Genomic DNA, 26,076 nt, shown 5'->3' on the forward strand with positions numbered 1-26,076 from the left:
CCTTAAAAAGTATTAACGGCTTTGCTTACCAAAAATAGGCTACAGATAACCAAGTATAGTTATCGCCAAAAACATCTTCACCATAGGTAAGAGTTGTCTCTAATGTATGCTCGTTTAATTGACGCGTGTTACTTAGTTGAAGTTCAATTGCATCATCGTATTCTCGACTAAATCCACCTATATCATACTCGTAGTTACTTTTATTCGAAATGGTTGAAACTTTAGCACGCCATAGAGACTGAAAAGATTCAGAATAAGTCACTTCTAAAACATTTACTTCAGACGGTACGCCGTCACCAAAGTAACGCTGATCTGCAGCAAAATGTCCAACAACAAATCCATCTACCGTATTACCCTTAGTAGGATAAATATAGTTTTTATACCAAAAGCTGTGCATATTGGTATGTTCAAATCTAAAACTTATTGAGTCTGTTAATTTTGGGAAAAAAGCCCCTAAACTATAAGCGACATTACCAAACTGATAGTTTTTGTGCTCTTTAGTATCTTCACCACCGTATTCAAAATAAAGCTCTGTTGGCAATCCCCAATTAAAGTTAATTACATTTGTAATTGAAGCGAACTGATCGCCCAGCTCCGCATCAGAGCTACCTACTAATGCAACATTATCATTTCCGGCAGGATCAAAAAAAGCGTCAAATACATCTCCAGCATCTACTTTACGAGGCCCACCGCCAAACTGCATCATTCGGTTAAGGCCAATTTTCCAACCACTAATAGGTTCAATACTGAAGTGAGTACCCGCAAGTTTAGGCGTACCACTATGAAGTTCACCTTGATATAAAATACCATTCTCAACATGTTCTAACTCTGAATAATACAATTCAAAATCAAAATTCCACCAATTATGAGCAGGCTTTACCATACCAATCGAAATTGACGGGGCTGTTTTTGCGTTGGTTGAAATGATTTGTGCAGAATGCTTAAACGGCGAGAACCAATGTTCTTTATACCCAAGGTTTAACTGTAAATCTTCACCAGCAAAACTAATAAACGAATTGTAATTTACAAACTTATTTGCCTTCGCTCGGTAATCAACTCCAACCTGTACTAGCGTGTAATCATTGGCACGCCAAATACCTTCAAAAAAGCCTTGTCCCCATTCATCAGAGCTAAGTCCGCGTTGATTTGCTATTTTTTTACTGTTGTCTGTATCAACTTGTAATTTAACACCTGCACGTGTTACTGCATCATCACTTTGATAAGGCTTTATTTTATAACGGATAGCTGTGACTAGTCCTGGCTCTTTTTTTTCAAGCTCAAGAAGCGCACTTTCTACTTCCGATAAACGATAAGGTTTAACCATAGGCGCGCCTGTGGTTAAGGCAAACAAAGTATCTAATTGATGATCAAGCTGTGCATCCATGCCAATCGGTAAGTAGGCGGTAGGTGCTGCAAATAAAGGCATTGAACAACTTAGAAAAGCACCAATTACCGAGGCTTTTATCATTTTAAATTTCATAACTGCTTCGTTGATTTATTAAGTAACCGAAATATTACCAAATTAGCTAACAGTAAACACTTTAAAACTTTCTTTAATAACCCTTTTTAACATTTTATATTTAGATCCCGAAGGTTCCACGCTATCATAACGTTTTACCTATATAGGCTAAGCAATGGCGCGCATTTTATACTCTTTACTTTTATACCTACTAAGCCCACTGGTTGTTTTTTACCTGTATGTTTTACGCGGCAAAAAGAATAAGGGTTACCGTGAGCATTTTGCTGAGCGCTTTGGCTTTTCGAACTTATCTCATCACGATGTTGTTTTTCATTGTGCCTCTGTCGGTGAAGTGTTAGCAGCAACCCCACTTATCAAGGCCGTTCAATCAAAAAACCCTGCACTTACTATTTTAGTAACCTGTAATACCCCAACGGGTCGCGAACAGATAAAAAATAACTTTAAAGATGCGGTAAGCTGCTGTTATTTACCGATTGATTTTTTCTTCGCTACCAATCGATTTTTAAAACGAATCCAACCAAAGGTACTGTGTATTTTAGAAACTGAGCTTTGGCCAAACCTGATGGCGCAAAGCAACAACACCGGCACAAAAGTACTTGTTTTAAATGCCCGACTTTCAGCTAAATCACAGCAAGGCTACCAAAAGGTAATGCCCTTAACTAAGGTGATCATGCACTCTATTAGCGATCTGGCCAGCCATAATCAAGATGATGCAAAACGCTTTATTGAACTTGGTTTAAAGCCTGAAAAGGCACGCGTATTTGGCTCAATTAAATTTGATATCATGCCTACAGATGAGCAATTAAATAAAGTCGCAGCACTTAAAAACCAATATAACAACGAGCGATTTATCTGGGTTGCAGGCTCTACTCACCCTATTGAACACGAGCTTATTTTAACTGCTCATAAGAAGCTGTTAAAAGCGTTACCCAACGCTCTTTTGATTATTGCTCCACGTCACCCAGAGCAATTTGATAAAGTCGCTGAAGTTTTAAAAAGTTCAAATTTTAGCTTTAGTCGTCGCAGTGAAGATGACTATAACAAGCAACAAGTTGTGTTAGCTGACACGTTAGGTGAGTTACAATGCTTATATGGTGTGGCAAACATCAGCTATGTTGGCGGTAGTTTAATAGAGCGAGGCGGCCATAACCCGTTAGAGTCAGCAGCGTTTTCGGTTGGCGTATTAGCAGGCCCTCATACCTATAACTTCGACCATATTTATCCTGAACTGATTAGTGCTCAGGGAGCTAAAACCGTTACCGATGAAAATCACCTTGCTGACACACTTATCGCTTTGAGCACTGATGTAAAAAAGACGATTAAGCTCGGTCAACAAGCTCAAAAATGCGTTGCTAACAATCAAGGCGCCATCAGTAAAACGGTTAATTTAATTGAGCATTACTTAGAAAAGTAAGATAGAAAAGTAAAATAGAATAGAGAAATAATGTGACTTCAAAGCAAGCGATAAATCGCCCAGAAATACAAATGCGCGAATGGGTATCAAGCGTAATCGTAAAATACAATTTCTGCCCGTTTGCCCGTAAAGAAGTTGAAAGCAATTGCATTCATTATCAAATCAGTCAGTCTATTACGCTTGATGATGCAGTAATGGATATGCTTGAGCAATGTAGCGCGTTAGACCAACAAGCAGAGCGCGAAACCACTTTGTTGATGTTTGAGCAAGGCTTTAAGGATTTTGAAGAGTTCTTAGATTTAGTCGATTTAGCCAATGCGCTTTTAGCTGCGCAAGGCTATGAAGGTAAGTATCAAATAGCCAACTTTCATCCTGACTATGTGTTTGCTGATAGCGATGACAGCGACGCTGCAAACTATACGAATCGTGCACCTTACCCAACACTGCATTTGATCCGTGAAGCCAGCATGAACGAAGCGTTAGACAGCTACGATGAACCCGAATCGATCCCAGAGCACAACATTAAACTAGCAAGACGCAAAGGCATCGACTTTTGGCAGCAGCTGCTGCAAAACTGCATCGATAAGCGCTAACACCTACCGGCGTTCAATAGATAAAAAGCCAGCAATGCTGGCTTTTTGTTTTTTATAGCTATTAAATTTAGTGAATTATTTTTTTACCCACTCACCGTTCACTTCAATGTAGTGACCCGGCTTAGTTTTTTCGATAGTTTTAGCCGCAGCAAGGGCTTCAACTTGTGCTAACGAAAGGTTGTTCTTTTTCGCAAGTTTTAAATATTGCTCTTTACGCTTTGCATTAATTTCATCAACGACCGCTTTTGCTTCGCTATTATTAACCACTAAACCTAAATAGCCTGAGCTGTCTTCACCCACTAAGCCTTGGCTCTTTGCATCATCAAGGCTGATAGCCCAAGCAGAGAAAGATAAACATACAGCACTGATCAAGGTGATCACATTTAGTTTTTTAAGTTGTAATTTACGCATGTGTGCTCCTTAGAATAATTCGCTGTCATCACTGAATAAGGTATCAAGTTCTTTATCCACTTTTACGCGGATCTCATGGTCAACTTTTACATTTAAGTTGATTGTAATCGGCTCTTTTGCTGCCACCTCAACACGGTGCGTACAGGCACTCAGCGTGCCTACCGCCGTCAGCATTACTAACCACTTAGCCATCATTGCTTCCTTTTTTTGCATACTCTTTCTCAACTTTTTGAGTGATTTCATCACTTAAACGCAGCGCTCTAAGCAAGGTAAATACATTCTCTTCATGGTTATAATTAAAGTTCACTGCTTGCTGCTGCGCTTCATTATAACCCTCTAAATTAACACCTAAATGCAACCATCCATCCGGTTTGAGGTTAACACTGCTACGTAGTTTTTTAATATCTAAATTCTCAAGTAAACTCAGCGTGGTACTCAGTTCCTGTTGCTGCGCTTTTACAGCTTCAAAACCCGCATTATTAGTGATCAGTAATTTACCATCACCTTGATTAACTAGCTGCCCTTGCTTTACCTCGATGCCCTGTTTATTTATTACAACGGGTAAGGTGCCTGCTAAGCGCCCACTTAAGCTAATTCCTGATTCAGCATCAAGGGTGACCAATTTACTGGCATCAATATTTTCAAATTTAACAGTCGCGGTTTGGCTATCACTGAGTGGGCAGAACTTATTCACCACAAATGCCCCACCCATAACCTGACCAGTTAGATTAGCTACGCAAGGCTGATTAGCTGTTACCTGCAACTGACCTTGTATATTTTTGACCACGGCACCTGCGCGCAGTTCATTGAGTGTAAATTTAGTCGCTACAATATTAAGCTGCCCTGAATTAAACGTGCCGTTCAAATTCACTGCGAAATCATTCGCTAGATAATCATTATAAAGCGCAGTGAATTTACTTATTTGCACGCGCCCTTGTGCTTGTTGAAGGTTTACATCCCCTTTTATATTGCCCGAAACGACTCCATCAGTGACTGTAGCAAGCGGCTCAAACTGAGCAATTATCGGGTTTAGCTTGGATACTGCCTGCTCTGGTATCACTAATTCAAATGGGTGAGCAACCTCAGACATATGATGGCTAACAAGCGCTTCAAAGCCATCTGCAAACACATGATGCGTTGCCTGCAAGGCGCGGCTTTGAAGAGCTTTTGACACAACAGACAACTTATTTAAGCTAAGCTCTGCTGTTGATAATTTAGCGGCCGTGGTTTTGGCATCAATATCAGCAAATAACTCCCCCACACTGAGATCTGTACTAAGAGTAAGCTCATTGCTAATTTTTGCTGCGTTCATATCATCATAAGTTAATGATTTAACCTTGCTATTAGCTTTAACAACGAGGTGCTGCTGGGCATTATACTCAGCGTTAATTGCGCTGCTAAAATCAGTTATCTGAGCACCCGAAATTAGGGCATTTTTAACACTTATATTAGTTTTCAGTTTAGCTGTAGGGCTAGTAAATAACCCTTCAATATTTAGCTTTCCTTTAGCCCCAATATCTTCAACCCCAAAACCCTCAGTCAAGGCGCCATCAGACTGAAAATCTAAAAATGCAGGTAGTGAATCCACCGACAGTTGATAATCAGCGCTAACGCTGCTTTCATGCAAATGCGCGTTGAACTTAAGCTCATCTATATCTTTACTATTGAAATCAATGCTAACTTGACTATTAAGTGATGCCAGCGGATCCTGTAAAGAAAGGGATGTATTACTGACTGTCACCTCACTTTGCCCTTCTATAGCTTGCAGCTTTACAGTTGGGATTGATAGCAACTTACTTTCTACACTAACTGGTTTTTCAATGTGTAACTGCCAAGTAAGCGGTAACTGCGCTTCAACAAATGATTGATGCTGCTGGTCTGCGATGGTGTTTAAGCAGTCTCGCTTTGCACTAAGTTGATTTTGTAAAGCTGATAAATCCGCGTATAAATGCTGTTGATTTAATTGATACTTAGCACTCAATTGCCCTTCACTAGCAAAACCTAGGTCACACTCCCCTACAGCATGCTGATAACTTGCATTGATTGAGCTTTCAATTGCAACTGTAATTCCATCAAACTTAATCTGTGATTGAGTGGTAAAATGGCTGCTTGTTGGCAATGTTACGAACCGCTCAGCCACTTGCTCATCAAAGGTGATGTTGGCTTTGACTTCATAATTAGATATTACAACGTCAGCATTGAGATCCCGTGAAATCGTAAAATGATTTAGGCGTTTTTCTTGTATCGCCAACCTAACAGGATTTTGGGTAAACGGTGAGACTACATCAAGCTGCTCAATACTTATTAGCGGTCTTTGCTCGGGTAATACCAAAGCAAGCTTTTTAAATTCAGTTTGTGAAGTGTCAGGTTGGTGATTATTACTCTGATTGCTAATTATAAGATTGGCTCGAGAAATACTAATCTGTTGCTTATTCGCAATAATGCCAGCTAACTCAATTTGCTGCCCTTGGTAGGTTAAGCATAATTTCTCGATATTCAAATCAAGCTTGCGAGTTAATGACCAATCAATGCAGTGAAGCTCAGCGCCATTTTTACTGAGCATAGGTGTTAAATACCACGATGTCAGTGGTAACCTGAACAGATACGCCAACAGCACCATGCTTAGCACGATACCTAGTAACCCAACACACGCTCGCTTAAAACTCAAAAAACTCTCCTTGCTTCTCGCTTCTCGCTTCTCGCTTCTCGCTTCTCGCTTCTCGCTTCTCAGATCATTATAAACAAAAAGGCCACACATGATAGTGCAGCCTTTTTAGTTTAAAGGGTTTGTATGAACCTAGCTTGTATATCTAGGTACATAACTAAGTTCTAGCCAACGTTTTTACGAGCGTTGCGGAACATACGCATCCATGGGCTATCCTCAGTCCACTCATCTGGGTGCCATGAGTTAGCAACAGTACGGAATACACGCTCTGGGTGCGGCATCATAACCGTTGCACGGCCATCAGTAGAGGTAATACCTGTGATACCTTCTGGCGAGCCATTCGGGTTAGCTGGGTATTGCGTTGTTGGGTTACCGTAGTTATCAACAAACTTCACTGCCACAGTACCTGATTCAAGCGCTGCTTTAACTGCATCACCGTTTGCGAACTCAGCATGACCTTCACCGTGAGAAACAGCGATAGGCATACGTGAACCTGCCATACCATTAAAGAATACCGATGGGTTTTCTTGCACTTCTACAAGGCTAAAGCGAGCTTCAAAACGCTCTGACTTATTCGTTACGAAACGTGGCCAGTGCTCAGTGCCCGGGATCAATTCTTTCAATGTTGAAAGCATTTGACAGCCATTACACACACCTAAGCTGAATGTATCTTCGCGGTGGAAGAAGCTTTGGAACTGCTCACGCGCCATCTCATTAAATAAGATTGACTTAGCCCAGCCTTCACCAGCACCTAATACGTCACCGTACGAGAAACCACCACATGCCACTAAGCCTTTAAATTGCTCAAGTGTTAAACGACCTTCAAGAATGTCGCTCATGTGCACGTCAACCGCAGCAAAGCCTGCACGGTTAAATGCCGCCGCCATTTCTAAGTGAGAGTTAACACCTTGCTCACGTAAAATAGCCATTTTCGGCTTCGCACCAGTTGCAATGTAAGGTGCTGCAACATCTTCGTTTAAGTCAAAGTTTAGTTTTACGTTAAGACCTGGGTCTTTTGCGTCAAACTTAGCGTCAAACTCTTGCTTAGCACACTCAGGGTTATCTCGACGTGCTTGCATTTGGTAAGTTGTTTCTGCCCAAATAGTACGAAGCTCAGTACGCGTGTGGTTAAGAACCACATCATCACCACGAGTGAATACCACACGGTCATCAGCGTTTAGTGCGCCAATTTCATGGCTGATAGCTGCTAAGCCGTGGTCTGCAAGAACGGCTTTCACTGCGTCTAAATCAGCGTTTGCCACTTGGATAACCGCACCTAGCTCTTCATTGTAAAGCGCTTCGATGTCTGAACCTGTTAAGCCAGCAAGGTCTACTGTTACACCCGTGTGACCAGCAAATGCCATTTCAGCAACCGTAGTGAATAAACCACCATCTGAACGGTCATGGTAAGCAAGTAGCTTGTTATCAGCAACAAGCGCTTGCATTGCTTCGTAGAAGCCTTTTAATAGTGCTGGGTTATCAACATCAGGCGTTACATCACCTAGTTGCTTATAAACCTGTGCAAGGCTTGATGCGCCCATACGGTTTTGACCCGCACCTAAATCAACTAATAATAGTGATGACTCACCTTTATCAGTACGTAGCTGTGGCGTTACTGTTTTACGAACATCTTCAACACGACCAAAGGCAGTAATGATCAATGATAATGGTGCAGTAACCGATTTTTGCTCGCCGTTTTCATCCCATTGAGTTTTCATCGACATTGAGTCTTTACCCACAGGAATAGTTAAACCAAGTGCCGGACAAAGCTCTTCACCCACCGCTTTAACAGCTTCGTAAAGACCCGCATCTTCGCCTGGGTGACCTGCTGCAGCCATCCAGTTTGCAGATAGCTTGATATTTTCAAGGCCACCTATGTTCGCACACGCGATGTTCGTTAGTGACTCAGCCACAGCTAAACGAGCAGAAGCACCGTAGTTTAAAAGTGCAGCTGGTGTACGTTCACCTAATGACATTGCTTCACCGTGGTAAGTATCAAACGCAGCGGCTGTTACCGCACAGTTTGCTACTGGCACCTGCCAAGGACCTACCATTTGGTCACGCGCAACTAAACCCGTTACCGTACGGTCACCAATGGTGATTAAGAATGTTTTCTCAGCAATCGTTGGTAAGCGTAATAAACGCTGTGCAGCGTCTGCAGCATCAATGTTAGCAACGTCTAATGGTTGAGATTGCGCTTTTTTCGATTCAACTTCACGGTGCATTTTTGGTGCTTTACCAAGTAAAACATCAAGCGGAAGATCAACAGGGTTGTTACCGAAGTGGCTATCTTCAACCGTTAAGTGACGCTCTTCTGTTGCTTCACCAATAACAGCGTATTCTGCACGTTCACGTTTACAGATTGCTTCAAAGCGCGCGAAGTCTTCTGCCGCAACTGCTAATACGTAACGCTCTTGAGATTCGTTACACCAAATTTCGTGTGGTGCCATACCCGGCTCATCGTTAGGAATGTCACGAAGTTGGAATTTACCACCACGACCACCGTCGTCTACAAGCTCAGGGAATGCGTTAGAAAGACCACCTGCGCCCACATCGTGGATGAAAGCGATTGGGTTTGCATCACCTAGCTGCCAACATTTATCAATAACTTCCTGACAACGACGTTCCATTTCTGGGTTTTCACGTTGTACCGATGCAAAGTCTAAGTCTTCGTTTGATTGTCCTGATGTCATACTAGACGCAGCACCACCACCTAGGCCGATGTTCATTGCCGGACCACCTAGTGCAATTAGCTTAGCACCTACAGGGATTTCGCCTTTTTGAACATGCTCAGAACGAATGTTACCTAAACCACCTGCAAGCATGATTGGCTTGTGGTAACCACGTACCTCGATACCATTATGGCTTGATACTTTCTCTTCGTATGTACGGAAGTAACCAAGTAAGTTAGGACGACCAAATTCGTTATTGAATGCCGCACCACCTAATGGGCCTTCAGTCATGATATCAAGTGCATTTACGATACGACCAGGCTTACCAAAGTCTGTTTCCCATGGCTGCTCGTAGCCAGGAATTCGTAGGTTAGATACAGTGAAACCAACTAAACCTGCTTTAGGCTTAGAACCACGGCCTGTAGCACCTTCATCACGAATTTCACCACCAGAACCTGTTGATGCACCTGAGAATGGCGCAATCGCTGTTGGGTGGTTGTGCGTTTCAACTTTCATCAAGATTTCGATGTTCTCTTGATGGTATGCGTACTCGCCTTCGTTATTTGGGAAGAAACGACCTGCTAGCGAGCCCTTCATTACCGCTGCGTTATCTTTATATGCAGATAGTACGTTTTCAGGGTTTTGCTCGTAAGTGTTTTTGATCATTTTGAACAATGATTTTGGCTGTTCGATACCATCAATTGTCCAATCGGCGTTAAAGATTTTGTGACGACAATGCTCAGAGTTTGCTTGTGCAAACATGAATAATTCGATGTCGTTCGGGTTACGCCCTAACTTTTGGAAGTTTTCTACCAAGTAATCAATTTCGTCATCTGCAAGCGCAAAACCTTGCTCAACGTTTGCTTTAGCAAGCGCTTCACGGCCACCACCTAAAATGTCAACTGATGACATTGGACGCGGCTCATCGTGACGGAATAATTTAGCTGCATCAGCCATATCCGCGTGCGTTGCTTCAGTCATACGGTCATGTAATAACGCTGCAACTTCAGCTGTTTGCTCAGCTGATAAGTTACCTTCTACGTAGTATGCAATACCACGCTCAACACGGTGAACTTGGCTTAAGCCACAGTTATGTGCGATATCAGTTGCTTTTGATGCCCAAGGCGAGATAGTACCTGGACGCGGCGTTACAAGAATTAACGTGCCAGCAGGGGTATGCTCGGCAATTGTTGGACCATAAGTAAGCAGTTTTTCCAGCTTGGTTTGCTCATCAGCTGAAAGCTCGGCTGTAAGATCAGCAAAATGCATGAACTCAGCATAGACGTCAGTGACTGGAAGTTGTGCCTGTTGGCAACGCGCTAAAATTTTCTGAACTCTAAAATCGGAAAGTGCTGGTGCACCACGAAGGATCAACATAGGTATTTTCATCCGGGGTTAGGGATTGAACGATATTTTAGGCGCATATTATAGTGCAAATAACGTCTAGATTTAACTCAAAATTACGCTTTTATTTAAATAATCTTCATAACCGCTTTTAAGGTTGCAACAATTAACTAGCTTAGTCGTCTTTATTTCTCTGCAGGTTCTTGTTCTGTATGACTTATCTACCAGCTGCCTTGTTATAGTTATTAATTTTTAAATAGATCTATAACACTATTCGCCAAGTGACGTGGCTTAGAAGTTTTGTTATAACACTAAGATAATGGTTTAAGGGGCATTTATAATTTATGCAAAAGTTACTCGCTATTTTTAGTTTAGTGCTCATGTTATGTGCGTGCGATATGCAACAGCAACCGTCGCAACTTGCTCATATCAAGGCGCAGAACAAAATTAGAGTCGGCACATTAGCTGGCGCGAGTAATTACTATCAGGCTCCACAAGGTGTGCAAGGCTTTGAATATGAGCTCGCCCAAGAATTTGCTGACTATGTTGGTGTTGAGCTTGAAATGGTGCCTTTTTTTAATCTATCCGATATGTTCGCACGCTTAGAAAGTGGCGATTTAGATATTATAGCGTCAGGTCTTACCTATAATACGATTCGGGCTGAGCATTACCGCTTCGGCCCAACCTATCGCACAATAAGCCAAAAATTAGTTTATAAACAAGGCCGTAATAGACCCCGTGAATTTGCGGATTTAACCGGCAATCTGACTGTTCTCGCCAAAAGCAGTCACTCGTTGGCACTACAACAATTAAAACAACTTAATCCAGAACTTAGCTGGAACGAAACAGAAGATATGGATGAAGAAGAGCTTCTGCAAGCTGTTATCGACGGTGAAATTGATTACACCCTAGCAGACTCGCACACCTTATCGCTGTTTCGCCGCTACCACCCAAACTTGAGTATCGGCTTTTCGGTTACCCGTAATGATCCTATCGCTTGGTTACTAAGAAAAGATGGTGATGACTCTTTATATGCCCTCATGGTGCCATTTTTTGGCGACGTAAAACAAAGCAACCAGCTTTATGTGTTAGAAGAAAAATACTTCGGCCATGTTCGCCAGTTTAATTATGTGAACACACTTGCTTATATCGAAGCCATAAAAGACACCTTACCCAAATATCAACCTTGGTTTGAGCAATACGCAGGTAACATAGACTGGCGATTACTGGCAGCTTTGAGTTATCAAGAATCGATGTGGAACCCAAGGGCTAAGTCACCAACTGGTGTTCGCGGTATTATGATGCTAACCCAAGCAACGGCAAAACAGGTCGGCGTAACAAATCGCCTAGAGCCTGAGCAAAATATTAAAGGCGGTGCGCAGTATCTTGCCAAAGTAATTTCTTGGATCCCTGAACGCATTCCGCAGCCCGACAGAACTTGGTTTGCCTTAGCCTCTTACAATGTTGGCTGGGGACACGTCAACGACGCACGCATTATTACCGAGCAAGAAGGTGCAAGCCCCGATAAGTGGGCTGATGTTAAAAAGCGCTTACCGCTTTTAATTAAAAAGCGTTACTATCGAAAAACCAAATATGGTTATGCCCGTGGCGATGTTGCAGTAAAATACGTTGATAATATTCGTCGCTATTACGACGCACTGGTTTGGCTTGATGAAAATGATGCGATTGCTAACCCAAGCGAAGAAGAGCAAAGCACTGAAGAAGCTAAACCTGAAGCGCAAGCGAGCGAACCAAAGCCAAATGACAACACGCAACAAACCGACTCAGAGCAGCAAGAATTAGAAAACAACTAACCTCAAGCACCGAAATCTGTTTACTTGTCATCAAATGATCATTATCTTTTAGTAGAAATGGAACGGACCATGCCATGCTTTACTCTCACTTAAGGAGCACTCATGTTAAAAAGAAGACGCACGACACATAAGTTCAAGCGTAATGTTATTTACTCAACGGCGACCCGCCGTCGTATCATGCTACGTAATACACACAAAAAAGTTATTTGGCGTCGCCGCTTATTTGCGATGCAGTTAATGGAAGCACAAGTTCCTGCAACGCCGGTTGTATAACTAGGCGTTGCGAGCAGCCAGCTTTGCCGCCTTTTTCTCTTCTCTACGACGCTTAAAAAACGCTGAAATTACCGCCCCACACTGCTCACTCAGTACATCACCGGTTACTTCAACTTGATGATTAAGCCTAGGTTCTTGCAGCAGATTCATAATTGATCCTGCCGATCCCGTTTTGGCATCTTTAGCACCAAATACCAATCGCTTAATACGGCTATGCACCAACAGACCTGCGCACATAGAACAAGGTTCTAACGTTACATACAGGGTGCAATCGATTAATCGGTAGTTATTAAGAGCTTTACCTGCTTCGCGGATTGCCATCATTTCAGCATGAGCGGATGGGTCGTTATCGATAATTGAGCGGTTATAACCATAGGAGATCAGTTGATTGTCTTTTACCAGCACAGCACCAACCGGAATTTCATTAATAGCAGCCGCTTCATTGGCGTAGTTTAATGCTTTTTCCATCCAATATTGGTCGCTAAATTGTTCGCTCATATATCACACAAATATTGTAAAACTGTGAGTAATTATACCTAGTTAGTGAAAAATGTCGGCATTAAATACTGCTACACTTAAAAATTAACGCAAAATTTAGTGGCTTTTTCATGGCTCAATGGACCCATATTGCGCTATAATCTCGCGCTTTTTTTATTTAGCTTACAACACGGGTAGCAAATGAAATTTCCTGGACGCCGCAGGCATAAACATTATTTTCCGGTGGAAGCCAAAGATCCACTGACGAATCAACTTAACTCAACCGACCGACTACAACGTAGTTATATTACGGGTATCGACCAAATTGTGGTAGATATTGAAGCGAAAGTTGATCAAGCTTTCCTAGATGAATTTCAATTGCGCCGTGGCATGTCGCAAGTGATCGATAACGATATTACCAACGCACTATACGACAGACTAAAACTCGACAATATGATCGATTATGAGTTTGCCGGTGGTACGGTAGGTAACACCATGCACAATTACTCTACCCTAGCTGATGACCGATCAGTACTTTTAGGGGTAATGAGTGAAAATATCAAAATCGGCAGCTATGCATACCGTTTTTTATGTAACACTTCTAGCCGCGTTGACCTTGACTACCTTCAGCCTGTAGATGGCCCTATTGGTCGTTGTTTTACTTTAATTGACGAGACCGGTGAACGTACCTTCGCAATCAGCGCGGGGCTTATGAATCATCTGCGCCCTGAATCAATCGATCAGGCACTTATTGAGAATTCATCAGCACTGGTGATCAGCGCATACCTAATGCGTACTCAAGGTGATGAAACCATGACAGAAGCCACCATGCAGGCAGTGAAATATGCCAATGATGCAGGTGTCCCTGTGGTTTTAACCCTTGGTACTAAGTTCTTGATTGAACAAGACCCTACTTGGTGGGCTGACTTTGTAAAAGAGCATGTTGATATTCTTGCTATGAACGAAGAGGAAGGCCTTGCGATTACCGGCTTTGAAGATCCGCTTCTAGCTGCCGACAAAGCGCTTGATTGGACTGATTTAGTTATTTGTACAGCTGGCGAAAAAGGCTTGTTTATGGCCGGTTACGTCGACGACTCATTCAAGCGTGAAACAGAATACCCGTTATTACCAGGCGCGATTGCTGACTTTAACCGTTATGAATTTTCGCGCGCAATGCGTAAAGACGACTGCCAAAACCCTATTCGTGCGTACAGCCATACAGCACCGTTTATGGGCGGCCCAGATAGTATTAAAAATACCAATGGCGCAGGCGATTGTGCTCTGGCTGCGGTACTGCATGACCTATCAGCAAACGTTTACCACAAACTTAATGTGGCAAACTCAGCGAAGCATCAGCAACCTGCTATGACCTACTCATCGCTTGCACAAATTAGTAAATACGCTAACCGTGCAAGTTATGAAGTACTTGTTCAGCACTCGCCACGTTTATCGCGTGGTTTACCTGAACGTGAAGATTGTTTAGAGCAAGTTTACTGGGATCAATAATCTCCACTAAAAAATCGAAATATCCAGTTTCTGGGATAAACGCTCAAGAGCCGCTATCCCAGCCACTGAGTTACCATACGAGTTAAGTCTAGGCGCCCACACAGCCACAGTAAATTGATTTGGTAACACAGCTAAAATAGTACCCGATACCCCTGACTTACCCGGCATACCAACACGGTAGCCAAAATCCCCAGCTGCATCGTATAAACCACTGGTAAACAGTAACGAGTTTAACTGCTTATTTTGCCTTGCACTAAGTACTTCATGGCCATTGGCATCTTTACCTTGGTTTGCTAAGTAATTGTAAGCTTTTGCTAATTCTACGCAGTTTAGCTCTATGGCACAGAAGTTAAAGTAAGCCCATAACACATCATCAACTTCATTATTAAAGTTGCCGAATGACTTCATTAGATGCCCCATCGCGGCGTTGCGATGACGAAACTCATATTCAGAATTTGCCACTTTCTTATCAATAACAACCTGAGCATTTCCTGATAACTGACGAAATGACTCAAGCATAGAGTGCATCGGCGCAGATAAACGGCTATATAACGCGTCACAGGTGACAATCGCGCCGGCATTAATAAATGGGTTGCGTGGTATGCCCTGTTCAAACTCAAGCTGTGTAAGTGAGTTAAAAGCGGTGCCTGATGGCTCTTTACCGACTCGCTGCCAAAGCTCATCACCATAACGCTGAAGTGCTAAGGTTAAGGTCATTACTTTCGAAACAGATTGAATCGTAAAACGCGCACCACAATCACCCGCGCAATAGGTTTGCCCATCAACTGTATGGATAGCAATGGCAAACTGGTTTGGCTCAACTTCTGCAAGCGCAGGAATATAATCAGCAACCTTACCTTGGCTCAGTAATGGTTGAACTTCTTTTGTGATTTCATCTAATACATGTTGATAATCAATCTGTGACATACCGCGTCCTTTAAAACAAAAAGCCCCGCATTTGCGAGGCTTTATAGTCTACTAAAGATGGTTTGCTATAGCGATTGCTATTAGCTCATAGCTGATTGCAGTTTTTTCATCGCTGTTTTTTCTAGCTGGCGAACACGTTCTGCTGAAACGTTATATTTCTCAGCAAGCTCTTGTAATGTTGCTTTATCGTCAGCTAACCAACGTGCACTTACGATGTCTTGAGAACGTTCATCAAGGGTTTTTAACGCGCTGAATAAACGTGCATGAGACTGTTCTTGCCATTGCTGCTCTTCGATATCATCAGCAAGGTCAGCACTGCCATCTGTTAAATACTGTACTGGCGAGTATGTGCTTGTTGGTGCGTCGTCATTGTCGTCGCCCGTTAAGTCAAAGCCCATATCTTGGCCACTCATACGTGATTCCATCTCACGTACTTCTTTTTCACTTACACCTAGCTCATTAGCAACGGTGCTAACCTCAGCTTGGTTAAACCAACCTAAACGTTTTTTGTTTTTACGCAGGTTGAAGAATAATTTACGTTGCGCTTTTGTTGTTGCAACTTTCACGATACGCCAGTTTTTCAGTACGTATTCATGAATTTCAGCTTTGATCCAGTGTACTGCGAATGAAACTAAGCGAACACCTACACTTGGGTCGAAACGTTTTACCGCTTTCATCAGACCGATGTTACCTTCCTGAATTAAATCAGCTTGCGGTAAGCCATAACCTGAATAGCTTTTCGCAATATGAGCAACAAAGCGTAGATGCGACATAATGAGTTGCTTCGCAGCTTCAAGATCACCTTCTTCCTGAAGACGTGTCGCCAACTGCTTTTCTTTCTCTGCATCAAGCATAGGAATAGTGCTAACCGCTTGAAGGTAGCCGTCCATACTTGCGCTCTGTTGACCTGCAGTAAGTGCCATTGCGTATAAATCTTTACTCATTTTTCACCTCAGTGATAAACATTTGAAACCATCTTAGCACTCTTTAAGCGAGAGTGCTAACTTCAATTAAAAACTTTTTTAAAGTTCAAATCAAGTGGTTTTTTTAAGATAATTTTATTTTACTTTAAGGCGCTGAATAAGCGATGAATTCTAGCTTTTAAAGGTATTTTGAAAGATATATAGCCCACCATTCAAAATCTAAACAAACAGCATAAAGGCTTAATATGACAAATTAACGACAAGCAAAAGCGCTAAAATAATAGCGCTGATAGCTACACTTTATCGGGTTCAATTTCTTTTATATAGCGGTTAACTGATAGGTAAGAACCAACAAATCCTAACCCTGTTGCAAGAGCGACTAAAATGCCAAACTCTGTGAGTGTTAAACCAATTAAGTCAAAGCTGGTTTCATAAACACCCGCAACATCACTTACAGCAGCACCAAGCCACCACATCATTAATGCAACACAAATAAAAGAGAACAAACCGCCAATAATACCGTACCAAATCCCTGTCCATAAAAATGGCGCATGAATAAAGGTGTTTGTCGCCCCAACTAACTTCATCACCTGAATTTCATCTTTCTTATCCATGATTGATAAGCGGATAGTATTACCAATGATCAGGGTGACGGAGGTTAATAATAGTAGAGCAATGGTGATCACGCTTTCTTTTAATAAACTTAAAAGTGCATTTAATCGCTCAAGCCAAGCAATATCGAGTTTACCAAAATCCACTTCTCTTTCGCCTTCAAGCTTTTGCAGTAATTGTTTTGCTGTATTTGGCTGACGGTATCGTGCTGTCGGCGTTACGATAACAACATCAGGTAACGGGTTCGCATCTAAATATTCAAGTGCTTGGCCAAATCCTGATACTTGTTTAAATTCAGTGAGGGCATCGCCCTTTGATATAAACTCTACTTTATCTACTTCAGGGTAGAGTGCTAAACGCTTAACCAAGGTTTGCGTTTGCTGTTCGCTCATAGTTTCTTTTACGAATAACGAAATCTCTGCTGCATCTTCAAAACCACTGCTCACTTGCGAGACATTTTTAACCACTAAATAAAGCGTCGCTGGCAGTGTTAAGCTTAATCCTAATACGGCAATGGTCATCAATGAAGCTAAAGGCGTTCGCCACATTTCACCGAGGCTATGCACACCTTGGCGAATAAGATTAATAAAGAAGAAATAAGGCGCTGCTAAAAATGACTTTTTCTGACGTTCGTTTTGGCTGTTGCGGCTTTTAAACAATAAACTCATAGTGCCACCTCAGCTAACGGATCCTCAATCATGCGGCCATCTTTCAGTGTTAGACTGCGATAACGCATACGCGCAATTAAGCCAATATCATGGGTTGCAATCAGCACGGTTGTGCCATGATTATTAAAGTCTTCGAATAAACGTAATATGTCCATTGAAAGCTCAGGGTCTAAGTTACCGGTTGGTTCATCAGCTAATAGAATTGGCGGTGAATTAACGATAGCGCGAGCAATACCCACACGCTGCTGCTCACCACCTGATAAGGTTGCAGGATTACACTTCGCTTTATCAAGTAACCCGACTTTATCAAGCGCACCATGAACACGCTTAGCTATTTGCTTGTGGTGCGTACCTTCAATAATTAAAGGTAAGGCAACATTATCAAACACTGAGTAACGTTCTAGTAAGCGGTGATTCTGAAAGATGATACCAATATCGCGGCGCACGTAAGGGATCTGACGTGATTTAACAGCATTTAAATCAACACCATTAATAAGCACCTGCCCTGCCGATGGACGCTCCATCAAACTAATAAGCTTCAATAGGGTACTTTTACCTGCGCCACTGTGCCCAGTTAAAAAGGCCAGTTCGCCAGGCTTAATATGAAAGCTGACTTTTTCAAGGGCACGATGGCCACCTGGGTATGTTTTACTGACTTGCTGAAAATTTATCATTTTAGTTATCAATCATCTTGCAGCGAAAAAGGGAGCAAACTCCCTTTAGTTAATTATGCGTCATCCTCGTCTTGGCTAAATAGTGCATCAATAAAGTCACTACTATTAAAGGTACGTAAATCATCAATACCTTCACCAACACCAATGTAACGAATTGGGATATTAAATTTATCTGCAACGGCGAAAATCACACCACCTTTAGCGGTACCATCTAGTTTAGATAAAGTAATGCCCGTTAAACCAACACATTCATTAAATAATTTAACTTGGCTAATTGCGTTTTGACCTGTGCCTGCATCAATAGTTAGCATAACTTCATGCGGCGCATCTGGGTCAATTTTCTTCATTACACGGGCAATTTTCTCAAGCTCTTGCATTAGGTTATCTTTATTTTGCAAGCGACCTGCTGTATCAGCGATTAACACATCAACATTACGGGCTTTTGCCGCCTGAAATGCATCAAAAACCACTGACGCACTGTCTGCACCTGTATGCTGGGCAATCACAGGAATGCTATTACGCTCACCCCATACTTGCAGCTGCTCAACCGCTGCAGCACGGAATGTATCACCCGCAGCAAGCATCACTGACTTACCTTCGTTTTGGAACTGCTTCGCTAATTTACCAATCGTGGTAGTTTTACCTACCCCATTTACACCCACCATTAAGATAACAAATGGCTTTTTGTCACCACTTACAACCAGCGGCTGCTCAGCGGTTTTAAGCATACTTGCCATTTCTTGCTTCATTAACTCATATAAAGCATCGCCATCTTTTAACTGCTTACGATCAGCGGCATCGGTTAGGTTATCAATCAACTTCATTGTTGTATCAACACCTAAATCGGCTGTTAGTAATTGTGTTTCTAGTTCTTCAAATAACTCATCGTCAATTTTCTTACCACTAAAAATAGACGCAAAGCCAGAACCAATATTAACGCGAGTTTTTAATAAACCTTTTTTAAGGCGTGCGAAGAAACCTTCTTTCTTTGGTTTTTCAGCAGCGGCTTGAGCTACTTTCTCTTGCTCTAAACGCTCCGCTTCTGCTTTCTCTGCCGCGATACGCTCTTGCTCTAAACGCTCCGCTTCCGCCTTTTCTGCTGCGATACGTTCTTGCTCTAAACGTTCCGCTTCTGCTTTTTCTGCAGCAATGCGTTCTTGCTCTAAGCGTTCCGCTTCCGCCTTTTCTGCTGCGATACGTTCTTGCTCTAAACGTTCCGCTTCTGCCTTTTCTGCAGCGATACGTTCTTGCTCTAAGCGCTCCGCCTCTGCCTTTTCCGCTGCAATGCGCTCTTGTTCTAAACGTTCAGCTTCCGCTTTCTCTGCCGCGATACGCTCTTGCTCTAAGCGCTCCGCCTCTGCCTTTTCTGCAGCAATACGTTCTTGTTCTAAACGCTCAGCTTCCACCTTTTCTGCTGCGATACGTTCTTGCTCTAAACGATCCGCTTCTGCCTTTTCTGCCGCGATACGTTCTTGTTCTAAACGCTCCGCCTCTGCCTTTTCTGCTGCAATGCGTTCTTGCTCTAAACGCTCAGCTTCCGCCTTTTCTGCTGCGATACGTTCTTGCTCTATACGTTCAGCTTCTTCCTTTTCTGCTGCAATGCGTTCTTGCTCTAAACGCTCCGCTTCCGCCTTTTCTGCCGAAATACGCTCTTGCTCTAGGCGCTCCGCTTCCGCCTTTTCTGCAGCAGCTTGCTCTGCTTCACGCTGCGCCTGTTCTGCGGCAGCACGTTCTTGCTCTAATTTCATTGCTGCTTCTTGCTCAGCAAGTCGAGCTTGTTGTTCTTGACGTTGCTGCTCTGCCGCTTGCTGCTCTTGAGCTAAACGCTCAGCTTCTGCCTTTTCAGCAGCAATGCGTTCTTGCTCTAAACGCTCAACTTCTGCCTTTTCTGCCGCAATGCGTTCTTGCTCTAAACGTTCAGCTTCTGCCTTTTCGGCTTCAATTCGCTGTTGTTCTTCTATTTGCTTCTGGTTATCAGCCTCTTTTGCTGCTTGCTCTGCTTGTTGCTTATCTGATTTGCCAAAACCAAACCAAGACAGGAATTTACTTTTTTTTGCCATACTTGCTAATAACCACTTATAAAAATCTGATAAACTTACATGAATAATAGTTTGGTGACAGTTCAGCTTTTTAGCCAAACATAAACAGGTACCATCTATCGCTAAGGTCGCAATACTATCACTTTTAGCGCAGTAGAAAAATGACACGCTAGCTATTGCATACAATATTATCTGAGCTAGGGGTCAGTTACCAATGATTAGTGAGTTAAATGAGAAAAAAATCAACAGCTAACCGCCAAGCAAAAGCAGCGAACAATAAATCAGCAAATGGTTTTATTCGTATTATTAGTGGGCAATTTCGTGGTAGAAAATTACCAGTAAAAGATGTGCAAGGCTTGCGTCCAACCACAGACCGTATAAAAGAAACAGTATTTAACTGGCTCATGCAAGATACCCGAGGCGTAGCTGTTCTTGACTGCTTTGCTGGTTCTGGCGGCTTAGGGTTTGAAGCTTTATCGCGCTTTGCTGATCATGCTGTGTTTTTCGAACTAGATAAAAGTGCCGCTAGCCAGCTAAAAGAAAACATTAGCACGCTTAAATTGGATAATGCCGTCGTAAAACAAGGCAATAGCCTTTCATTATTAGAACAAAACACGCAAAACGAGCAATTTGATCTAATTTTTGTTGACCCGCCATTTCGACAAAACTTGGCTGAAAAAAGTTGTTTTTTACTCGAAAAAAATAACTGGTTATCTGCCCAAGCACTTATATATGTTGAGGTCGAAAGCGAACTAAGCGACCTAAGCTCACCAGATAACTGGATGCTTTTAAAAGAAAAAACTGCCGGACAAGTAATTTGTCGGCTATATCAACGCCAGACAAATTAACACTGTTTTGCAAACCTAGTTTCTGTTAATATTATTCTTTACATGTGGTGTTGCTTCGGATTACAATACCGCACCATTTTTGAACCACTTGGTCGTTATTCGATCAACTTGAGCAACGCTCATTATTTAGGTAGGTGAATTTTTAATGCCAGTAATTAAAGTAAGAGAGAACGAACCGTTTGACGTAGCACTTCGTCGCTTCAAGCGTTCATGTGAAAAAGCAGGTATCCTTTCAGAAGTTCGTCGTCGCGAGCACTATGAAAAACCAACAGCTGAGCGTAAGCGTAAAAAAGCTGCTGCAGTAAAGCGTCACATGAAGAAGCTTTCTCGCGATAACGCACGTCGCGTTAAATTATACTAATCAGTATTTGGTCTTGTATAAATGAGCCTTTTATTAACGCTAAAAGATGCGCAAAAAGATGCGATGAAGGCAAAAGACAAAGAACGTCTTAAGCCTATCCGCATGGTACTTGCTGCAATCAAGCAACGTGAGATTGACGAGCAAATTACGCTTGACGACGACGGTATTACCGCTGTTTTAGTAAAGCTTGTTAAGCAACGTCGCGATTCTTACACCCAGTACATTGATGCGGGTCGTGAAGATTTAGCTGAAATTGAAGCCAGTGAGATTAAAGCACTTGAAGAATTCTTACCTCAACAATTGAGTGAAGAAGAAATCATTGCTCTTATTGACTCGGCTATAGCTGATACAAACGCAGCGGGTATGCAAGACATGGGTAAGGTAATGGGAGTTATCAAAAGCAAAGCTGAAGGTCGTGCCGATTTAGGTAAGATTTCTGGCTTAATTAAGCAACGATTAACTGCTTAACCCCCACATACAGATGTATGATTCAAGCAAACCGAGCCTAGTGCTCGGTTTCTTGCTTTTAGTCTTTCATAAACACAGTAATTGTGTTCAAATCTTATTTTACAACGCATAGATAGCGCAGGAAAATACAACAGCTATGGCCGGAAAGATCCCTCGACAGTTTATTGATGATTTACTCGCTCGCACAGATATTGTTGAGTTAATTGATTCGAGAGTTGGCCTTAAAAAAGCAGGTAAAGACTATCAAGCCTGTTGCCCATTCCATAACGAAAAATCACCTTCATTTACCGTTTCTCAAGATAAACAGTTTTACCACTGCTTTGGTTGTGGTGCCAATGGCAATGCAATTTCATTTGTCATGGAATACGACAAATTAGAGTTCGTTGACGCCATTGAAGAATTAGCGAGTATGCTCAATTTAGACGTACCTCGCGAACAAGGCACAAGCTCAGGCCCGCAACGCACTGCAGAACAAAAGCGCTCTGATTACGATTTAATGTTACATGCTGCTCGCTTTTACCAACATCAATTAAAGCATCATGCCAACTCGAAAACGGTTATCGATTATATCAAGGGTCGTGGTTTAAGCGGTGAAACAGCGAAAAAATTCATGATTGGTTATGCGCCTAGTGAATGGGAAGCGCTATGCCAGCAACTTGGCCGCAATAAAGAACAAAAAGAGCAGCTTGTAGAACTAAAGCTAGCCTCTGAAAAATCGCCTGGTCGTCAATTTGACTTCTTCCGTGATCGACTCATGTTTCCTATTCGCGATAAACGCGGTCGGGTGATTGCATTTGGTGGCCGTGTTATGCAAGCGGATCAAGGTCCTAAATACCTTAATTCACCAGAAACCCGTATTTTCCATAAAGGCTTTGAGCTTTATGGTTTATACGAAGCCAAGCAAGCTCACAAAAAGCTTGAACATATTTTAATTGTTGAAGGTTATATGGATGTTGTTGCTTTAGCTGAGCAAGGCATCGAATATGCCGTTGCCGCCCTTGGCACAGCAACGACCGCAGAACATATGCACACTTTATTTAGAACCACAGATAAAGTGATTTGCTGCTACGACGGTGACCGTGCAGGTCGCGATGCAGCTTGGCGTGCACTAGAAAATGCACTGCCTTATCTTGGTGATGGTAAGTCGTTAAAGTTTGTGTTTTTACCAGATGGTGAAGACCCTGATTCACTGGTACAACAAGAAGGTAAAGACGCTTTTGAAGCTAGGTTAAGCGAAGCGGATGATTTTACTAAGGTGCTGTTTAATAAGCTCAGCCAAGAGATAGACCTAACTCAAGACGCAGGTAAAGCAAAGCTCCTTAGTGATGCCCTGCCACTAATTGAAAAAATCCCTAGTGATTTTTACCAAGAAAATATTTTGGAACATCTTGGCCGCTTAATTGGTCGAACAAGAGAGCAATTAAATACTCGCGTTAAGTCGCCAAAGCAACAGCATGCGATTGAGCGTAAATTTAAAATAACGCCGATGCGCCAAGCGATTGGTATTTTATTGCAACACCCAAATTTGGCGACCAGCATTGCTTATATGCCAGAGTTAGCTGAGATGAAAATAGCCGGTATTGAGCTATTTTTACGCATTCAGCACTTAGCACTAGAACGTGAAGGTATCACCACCGCACAAATTTTAGAGTCATTTAGGGATGGCGCTGAATATGACGCGCTGGTGAAATTAGCCACTTGGCAGCATCAAATAAATGACGATCGTTTAGAGACGGTTTTTAAAAATACTTTTAAATTTATTGAAGACCAGTGTTTAAATTATCGACTAGAGACCCTATTAATAAAAGACAAGACCCAAGGCTTAAGCAGCGAAGAAAGGCTGGAATGCCACTTACTAACGCAAGCGTTAAAAGGCAGCAACAGCTAGTCAGAATTGAATAATGCTGTTATACTGTGCTATTCACTGCGTCTAGTTAGTTTTCGTGTCGCTTAATTAGTAAGCGAGCTGGCGCCTGTTGTATCAACTTTCAGAGTGGAAGAATAAATCTCTATGGATCCAACTCCTCAGTCACAATTAAAGCTTCTGATTCAAAAAGGTAAAGAGCAAGGTTATTTAACTTTTGCAGAAGTTAATGATCACCTTCCACAAGACATTATCGACTCAGATCAGGTAGAAGATATCATTAGCATGATTAATGATATGGGTATCAAGGTAAGTGAAAACGCACCTGATGCCGATGAATTAATGATGCAAGAAACAACGACAGACGAAGACGCAGCAGAAGCCGCGGCAGCTGCACTTGCGACTGTAGAAAAAGAGATCGGTCGAACAACTGACCCTGTACGTATGTATATGCGTGAAATGGGTACTGTTGAACTTCTTACGCGTGAAGGCGAAATCGTAATCGCTAAGCGTATTGAGGAAGGTATTAACCAAGTACAGATTTCAGTTGCTGAATACCCAGAAGCAATTACTTATCTACTAGAGCAATGGGACAAATTCGAAGCTGAAGAAATGCGCTTAAGCGATATTATCTCTGGCTTCTTTGATCCTAATAATGAAGACGAATCACAAATTTCTGCAACACACATCGGTTCTGAGTTAAACGAAGAGCAACTCGACGAAGAAGACGACGAAGACGATGATGACGAAGATAGTGATGATGATAACGATGATGATAACGATGGCGACACAGGTCCAGATCCTGAAGAAGCCCGTATTCACTTCGAAAACTTACGTGAGCTTTATAACAAAGCACGCGAAACGTTCGAAGAAAAAGGTCGCTCACACCCTGACTCACTTGTAGCTATTGCAGAAATCGGCGAACTATTTAAAACATTTAAATTAGTGCCAAAACAGTTTGACCGCATGGTTAACAACATGCGTGAAATGATGGACCGCGTTCGTGTACAAGAACGTATCATCATGAAGCAAGCTGTACAAATTGCTAAGTTACCGAAAAAGAACTTTATCAAGCACTTTGCAAATAACGAAACAGACACAAGCTGGATCGACCTTGAGATTGCTGCAAACGAGAAATACTCAGTAGCACTTGAATCAGTTAAACCAGAAATCATTCGTTGCATCAGCAAACTAAGTGCGATTGAAGAAAGCACTGGCCTTAGCATCGAACGAATTAAAGACATCAACCGTCGTATGAGTATTGGTGAAGCGAAAGCTCGCCGTGCGAAGAAAGAAATGGTTGAAGCGAACTTACGTCTTGTAATTTCAATTGCGAAAAAATACACCAACCGTGGTTTACAATTCTTAGACCTTATCCAAGAAGGTAATATTGGTCTAATGAAAGCGGTTGATAAGTTCGAATACCGCCGTGGTTATAAGTTCTCAACTTATGCAACATGGTGGATCCGTCAAGCAATCACACGTTCGATTGCTGACCAAGCACGTACCATTCGTATTCCTGTGCACATGATTGAGACGATCAACAAGTTAAACCGTATCTCTCGTCAAATGCTACAAGAGATGGGTCGTGAGCCGAGCCCAGAAGAATTAGCTGAGCGTATGTTAATGCCTGAAGACAAGATCCGTAAGGTACTTAAGATCGCTAAAGAGCCAATTTCAATGGAAACACCAATCGGTGATGATGAAGATTCGCACTTAGGTGACTTCATTGAAGATACCACAATCGATTCACCTATTGATTCAGCAACCATGGAATCACTACGTGGCGCAACAAACGATGTACTAGCGGGCTTAACAGCACGTGAAGCTAAAGTATTACGTATGCGTTTCGGTATCGACATGAACACTGACCATACATTAGAAGAAGTAGGTAAACAATTTGACGTAACACGTGAGCGTATCCGTCAAATCGAAGCGAAAGCGTTACGTAAATTACGTCACCCTTCTCGCTCTGACTTACTAAAAAGCTTCTTAGATGCTAAGTAATTTAGTATCGCGTTATTAACTAAAAGGCCGCTGTTG

21 protein-coding genes are annotated in these 26,076 nt (G+C 42.2%); 10 read left to right on the forward strand and 11 right to left on the reverse strand.

Features of this window, described 5'->3' with window-relative positions; all coding sequences use genetic code 11:
• Window positions 1-25 precede the first annotated feature (25 nt).
• Window positions 26-1,480 (reverse strand): capsule assembly Wzi family protein, encoded by a 1,455-nt coding sequence (locus tag IRQ78_RS08855; RefSeq protein WP_194441820.1) that lies wholly within the window; start codon window positions 1,478-1,480, stop codon window positions 26-28.
• A 154-nt stretch (window positions 1,481-1,634) separates the two neighbouring features.
• Between IRQ78_RS08855 and waaA the strand changes: the two genes are divergently transcribed.
• Window positions 1,635-2,894, forward strand: coding sequence for a lipid IV(A) 3-deoxy-D-manno-octulosonic acid transferase (gene waaA, locus IRQ78_RS08860; protein ID WP_194441821.1), 1,260 nt, complete (start codon window positions 1,635-1,637; stop codon window positions 2,892-2,894).
• Between the two features lie 71 nt (window positions 2,895-2,965).
• Window positions 2,966-3,487 carry a DUF1415 domain-containing protein gene (locus tag IRQ78_RS08865; RefSeq protein WP_194441864.1) on the forward strand — a complete coding sequence of 174 codons (522 nt, stop codon included), beginning with the start codon at window positions 2,966-2,968 and terminating at the stop codon, window positions 3,485-3,487.
• 75 nt (window positions 3,488-3,562) lie between these two features.
• On the opposite strand, the gene IRQ78_RS08870 is transcribed toward IRQ78_RS08865, so the two are convergent.
• From IRQ78_RS08870 to purL, 4 genes are all read right to left on the reverse strand, one after another.
• Complete coding sequence (locus IRQ78_RS08870) at window positions 3,563-3,898, reverse strand: YdbL family protein (RefSeq protein WP_054551056.1); 336 nt, start codon at window positions 3,896-3,898, stop codon at window positions 3,563-3,565.
• A gap of 9 nt (window positions 3,899-3,907) precedes the next feature.
• The gene (locus tag IRQ78_RS08875) at window positions 3,908-4,090 is read right to left on the reverse strand and encodes a YnbE family lipoprotein (protein WP_194441822.1); all 183 of its coding nucleotides are present in this window, start codon (window positions 4,088-4,090) and stop codon (window positions 3,908-3,910) included.
• On the reverse strand, window positions 4,083-6,566 hold the full coding sequence (locus IRQ78_RS08880; protein WP_194441823.1) for a YdbH domain-containing protein: 2,484 nt from the start codon (window positions 6,564-6,566) through the stop codon (window positions 4,083-4,085). Before IRQ78_RS08880 ends, IRQ78_RS08875 begins: the two co-directional genes overlap by 8 nt.
• A 161-nt stretch (window positions 6,567-6,727) precedes the next feature.
• Entirely contained in the window at window positions 6,728-10,612 is a 3,885-nt protein-coding gene (gene purL, locus IRQ78_RS08885; RefSeq protein ID WP_194441824.1) for a phosphoribosylformylglycinamidine synthase, read from the reverse strand.
• 311 nt (window positions 10,613-10,923) lie between these two features.
• Between purL and mltF the strand changes: the two genes are divergently transcribed.
• Together mltF and IRQ78_RS08895 are read left to right on the forward strand one after the other, a co-directional pair.
• Window positions 10,924-12,393: a membrane-bound lytic murein transglycosylase MltF gene (gene mltF, locus IRQ78_RS08890; protein ID WP_138599644.1), complete on the forward strand. Its 1,470-nt coding sequence runs from the start codon at window positions 10,924-10,926 to the stop codon at window positions 12,391-12,393.
• A gap of 102 nt (window positions 12,394-12,495) precedes the next feature.
• Window positions 12,496-12,666 carry a hypothetical protein gene (locus IRQ78_RS08895; protein ID WP_165385080.1) on the forward strand — a complete coding sequence of 57 codons (171 nt, stop codon included), beginning with the start codon at window positions 12,496-12,498 and terminating at the stop codon, window positions 12,664-12,666.
• On the opposite strand, the gene tadA is transcribed toward IRQ78_RS08895, so the two are convergent.
• Window positions 12,667-13,164: a tRNA adenosine(34) deaminase TadA gene (gene tadA, locus IRQ78_RS08900; RefSeq protein ID WP_194441825.1), complete on the reverse strand. Its 498-nt coding sequence runs from the start codon at window positions 13,162-13,164 to the stop codon at window positions 12,667-12,669.
• Between the two features lie 180 nt (window positions 13,165-13,344).
• Between tadA and IRQ78_RS08905 the strand changes: the two genes are divergently transcribed.
• On the forward strand, window positions 13,345-14,649 hold the full coding sequence (locus IRQ78_RS08905; RefSeq protein WP_054551050.1) for an inosine/guanosine kinase: 1,305 nt from the start codon (window positions 13,345-13,347) through the stop codon (window positions 14,647-14,649).
• A 6-nt stretch (window positions 14,650-14,655) separates the two neighbouring features.
• Here the strand turns inward: IRQ78_RS08905 and glsB are convergent, their stop codons facing one another.
• The 5 genes from glsB to ftsY form a co-directional block, all read right to left on the reverse strand.
• Window positions 14,656-15,576 carry a glutaminase B gene (glsB, locus tag IRQ78_RS08910; protein WP_166340525.1) on the reverse strand — a complete coding sequence of 307 codons (921 nt, stop codon included), beginning with the start codon at window positions 15,574-15,576 and terminating at the stop codon, window positions 14,656-14,658.
• 80 nt (window positions 15,577-15,656) lie between these two features.
• Window positions 15,657-16,520, reverse strand: coding sequence for an RNA polymerase sigma factor RpoH (gene rpoH, locus IRQ78_RS08915; RefSeq protein WP_054551048.1), 864 nt, complete (start codon window positions 16,518-16,520; stop codon window positions 15,657-15,659).
• A 272-nt stretch (window positions 16,521-16,792) separates the two neighbouring features.
• Window positions 16,793-17,779: a permease-like cell division protein FtsX gene (gene ftsX, locus IRQ78_RS08920; RefSeq protein WP_054551047.1), complete on the reverse strand. Its 987-nt coding sequence runs from the start codon at window positions 17,777-17,779 to the stop codon at window positions 16,793-16,795.
• Window positions 17,776-18,453 carry a cell division ATP-binding protein FtsE gene (gene ftsE / locus IRQ78_RS08925; protein ID WP_194441826.1) on the reverse strand — a complete coding sequence of 226 codons (678 nt, stop codon included), beginning with the start codon at window positions 18,451-18,453 and terminating at the stop codon, window positions 17,776-17,778. Before ftsE ends, ftsX begins: the two co-directional genes overlap by 4 nt.
• Before the next feature lie 53 nt (window positions 18,454-18,506).
• Complete coding sequence (ftsY, locus tag IRQ78_RS08930; RefSeq protein ID WP_194441865.1) at window positions 18,507-20,513, reverse strand: signal recognition particle-docking protein FtsY; 2,007 nt, start codon at window positions 20,511-20,513, stop codon at window positions 18,507-18,509.
• Between the two features lie 209 nt (window positions 20,514-20,722).
• On the opposite strand from ftsY, the gene rsmD reads away from it, so the two are divergent.
• The 5 genes from rsmD to rpoD all read left to right on the forward strand — a co-directional run bounded on the left by rsmD (window position 20,723) and on the right by rpoD (window position 26,040).
• A complete protein-coding gene (gene rsmD / locus IRQ78_RS08935) occupies window positions 20,723-21,340 on the forward strand; it encodes a 16S rRNA (guanine(966)-N(2))-methyltransferase RsmD (RefSeq protein WP_194441827.1) in 618 nt (205 codons plus the stop codon).
• Between the two features lie 145 nt (window positions 21,341-21,485).
• A complete protein-coding gene (gene rpsU / locus IRQ78_RS08940) occupies window positions 21,486-21,701 on the forward strand; it encodes a 30S ribosomal protein S21 (protein WP_002957797.1) in 216 nt (71 codons plus the stop codon).
• A 21-nt stretch (window positions 21,702-21,722) separates the two neighbouring features.
• Window positions 21,723-22,169: a GatB/YqeY domain-containing protein gene (locus IRQ78_RS08945; protein ID WP_054551044.1), complete on the forward strand. Its 447-nt coding sequence runs from the start codon at window positions 21,723-21,725 to the stop codon at window positions 22,167-22,169.
• 136 nt (window positions 22,170-22,305) lie between these two features.
• A complete protein-coding gene (gene dnaG, locus IRQ78_RS08950) occupies window positions 22,306-24,057 on the forward strand; it encodes a DNA primase (protein WP_194441828.1) in 1,752 nt (583 codons plus the stop codon).
• A gap of 123 nt (window positions 24,058-24,180) precedes the next feature.
• A complete protein-coding gene (rpoD, locus tag IRQ78_RS08955) occupies window positions 24,181-26,040 on the forward strand; it encodes an RNA polymerase sigma factor RpoD (protein WP_054551042.1) in 1,860 nt (619 codons plus the stop codon).
• The last annotated feature ends 36 nt before the right edge of the window (window positions 26,041-26,076 follow it).

The sequence above is a fragment of the Pseudoalteromonas simplex genome, assembly GCF_015278155.1.
Lineage (GTDB): Bacteria > Pseudomonadota > Gammaproteobacteria > Enterobacterales > Alteromonadaceae > Pseudoalteromonas > Pseudoalteromonas simplex.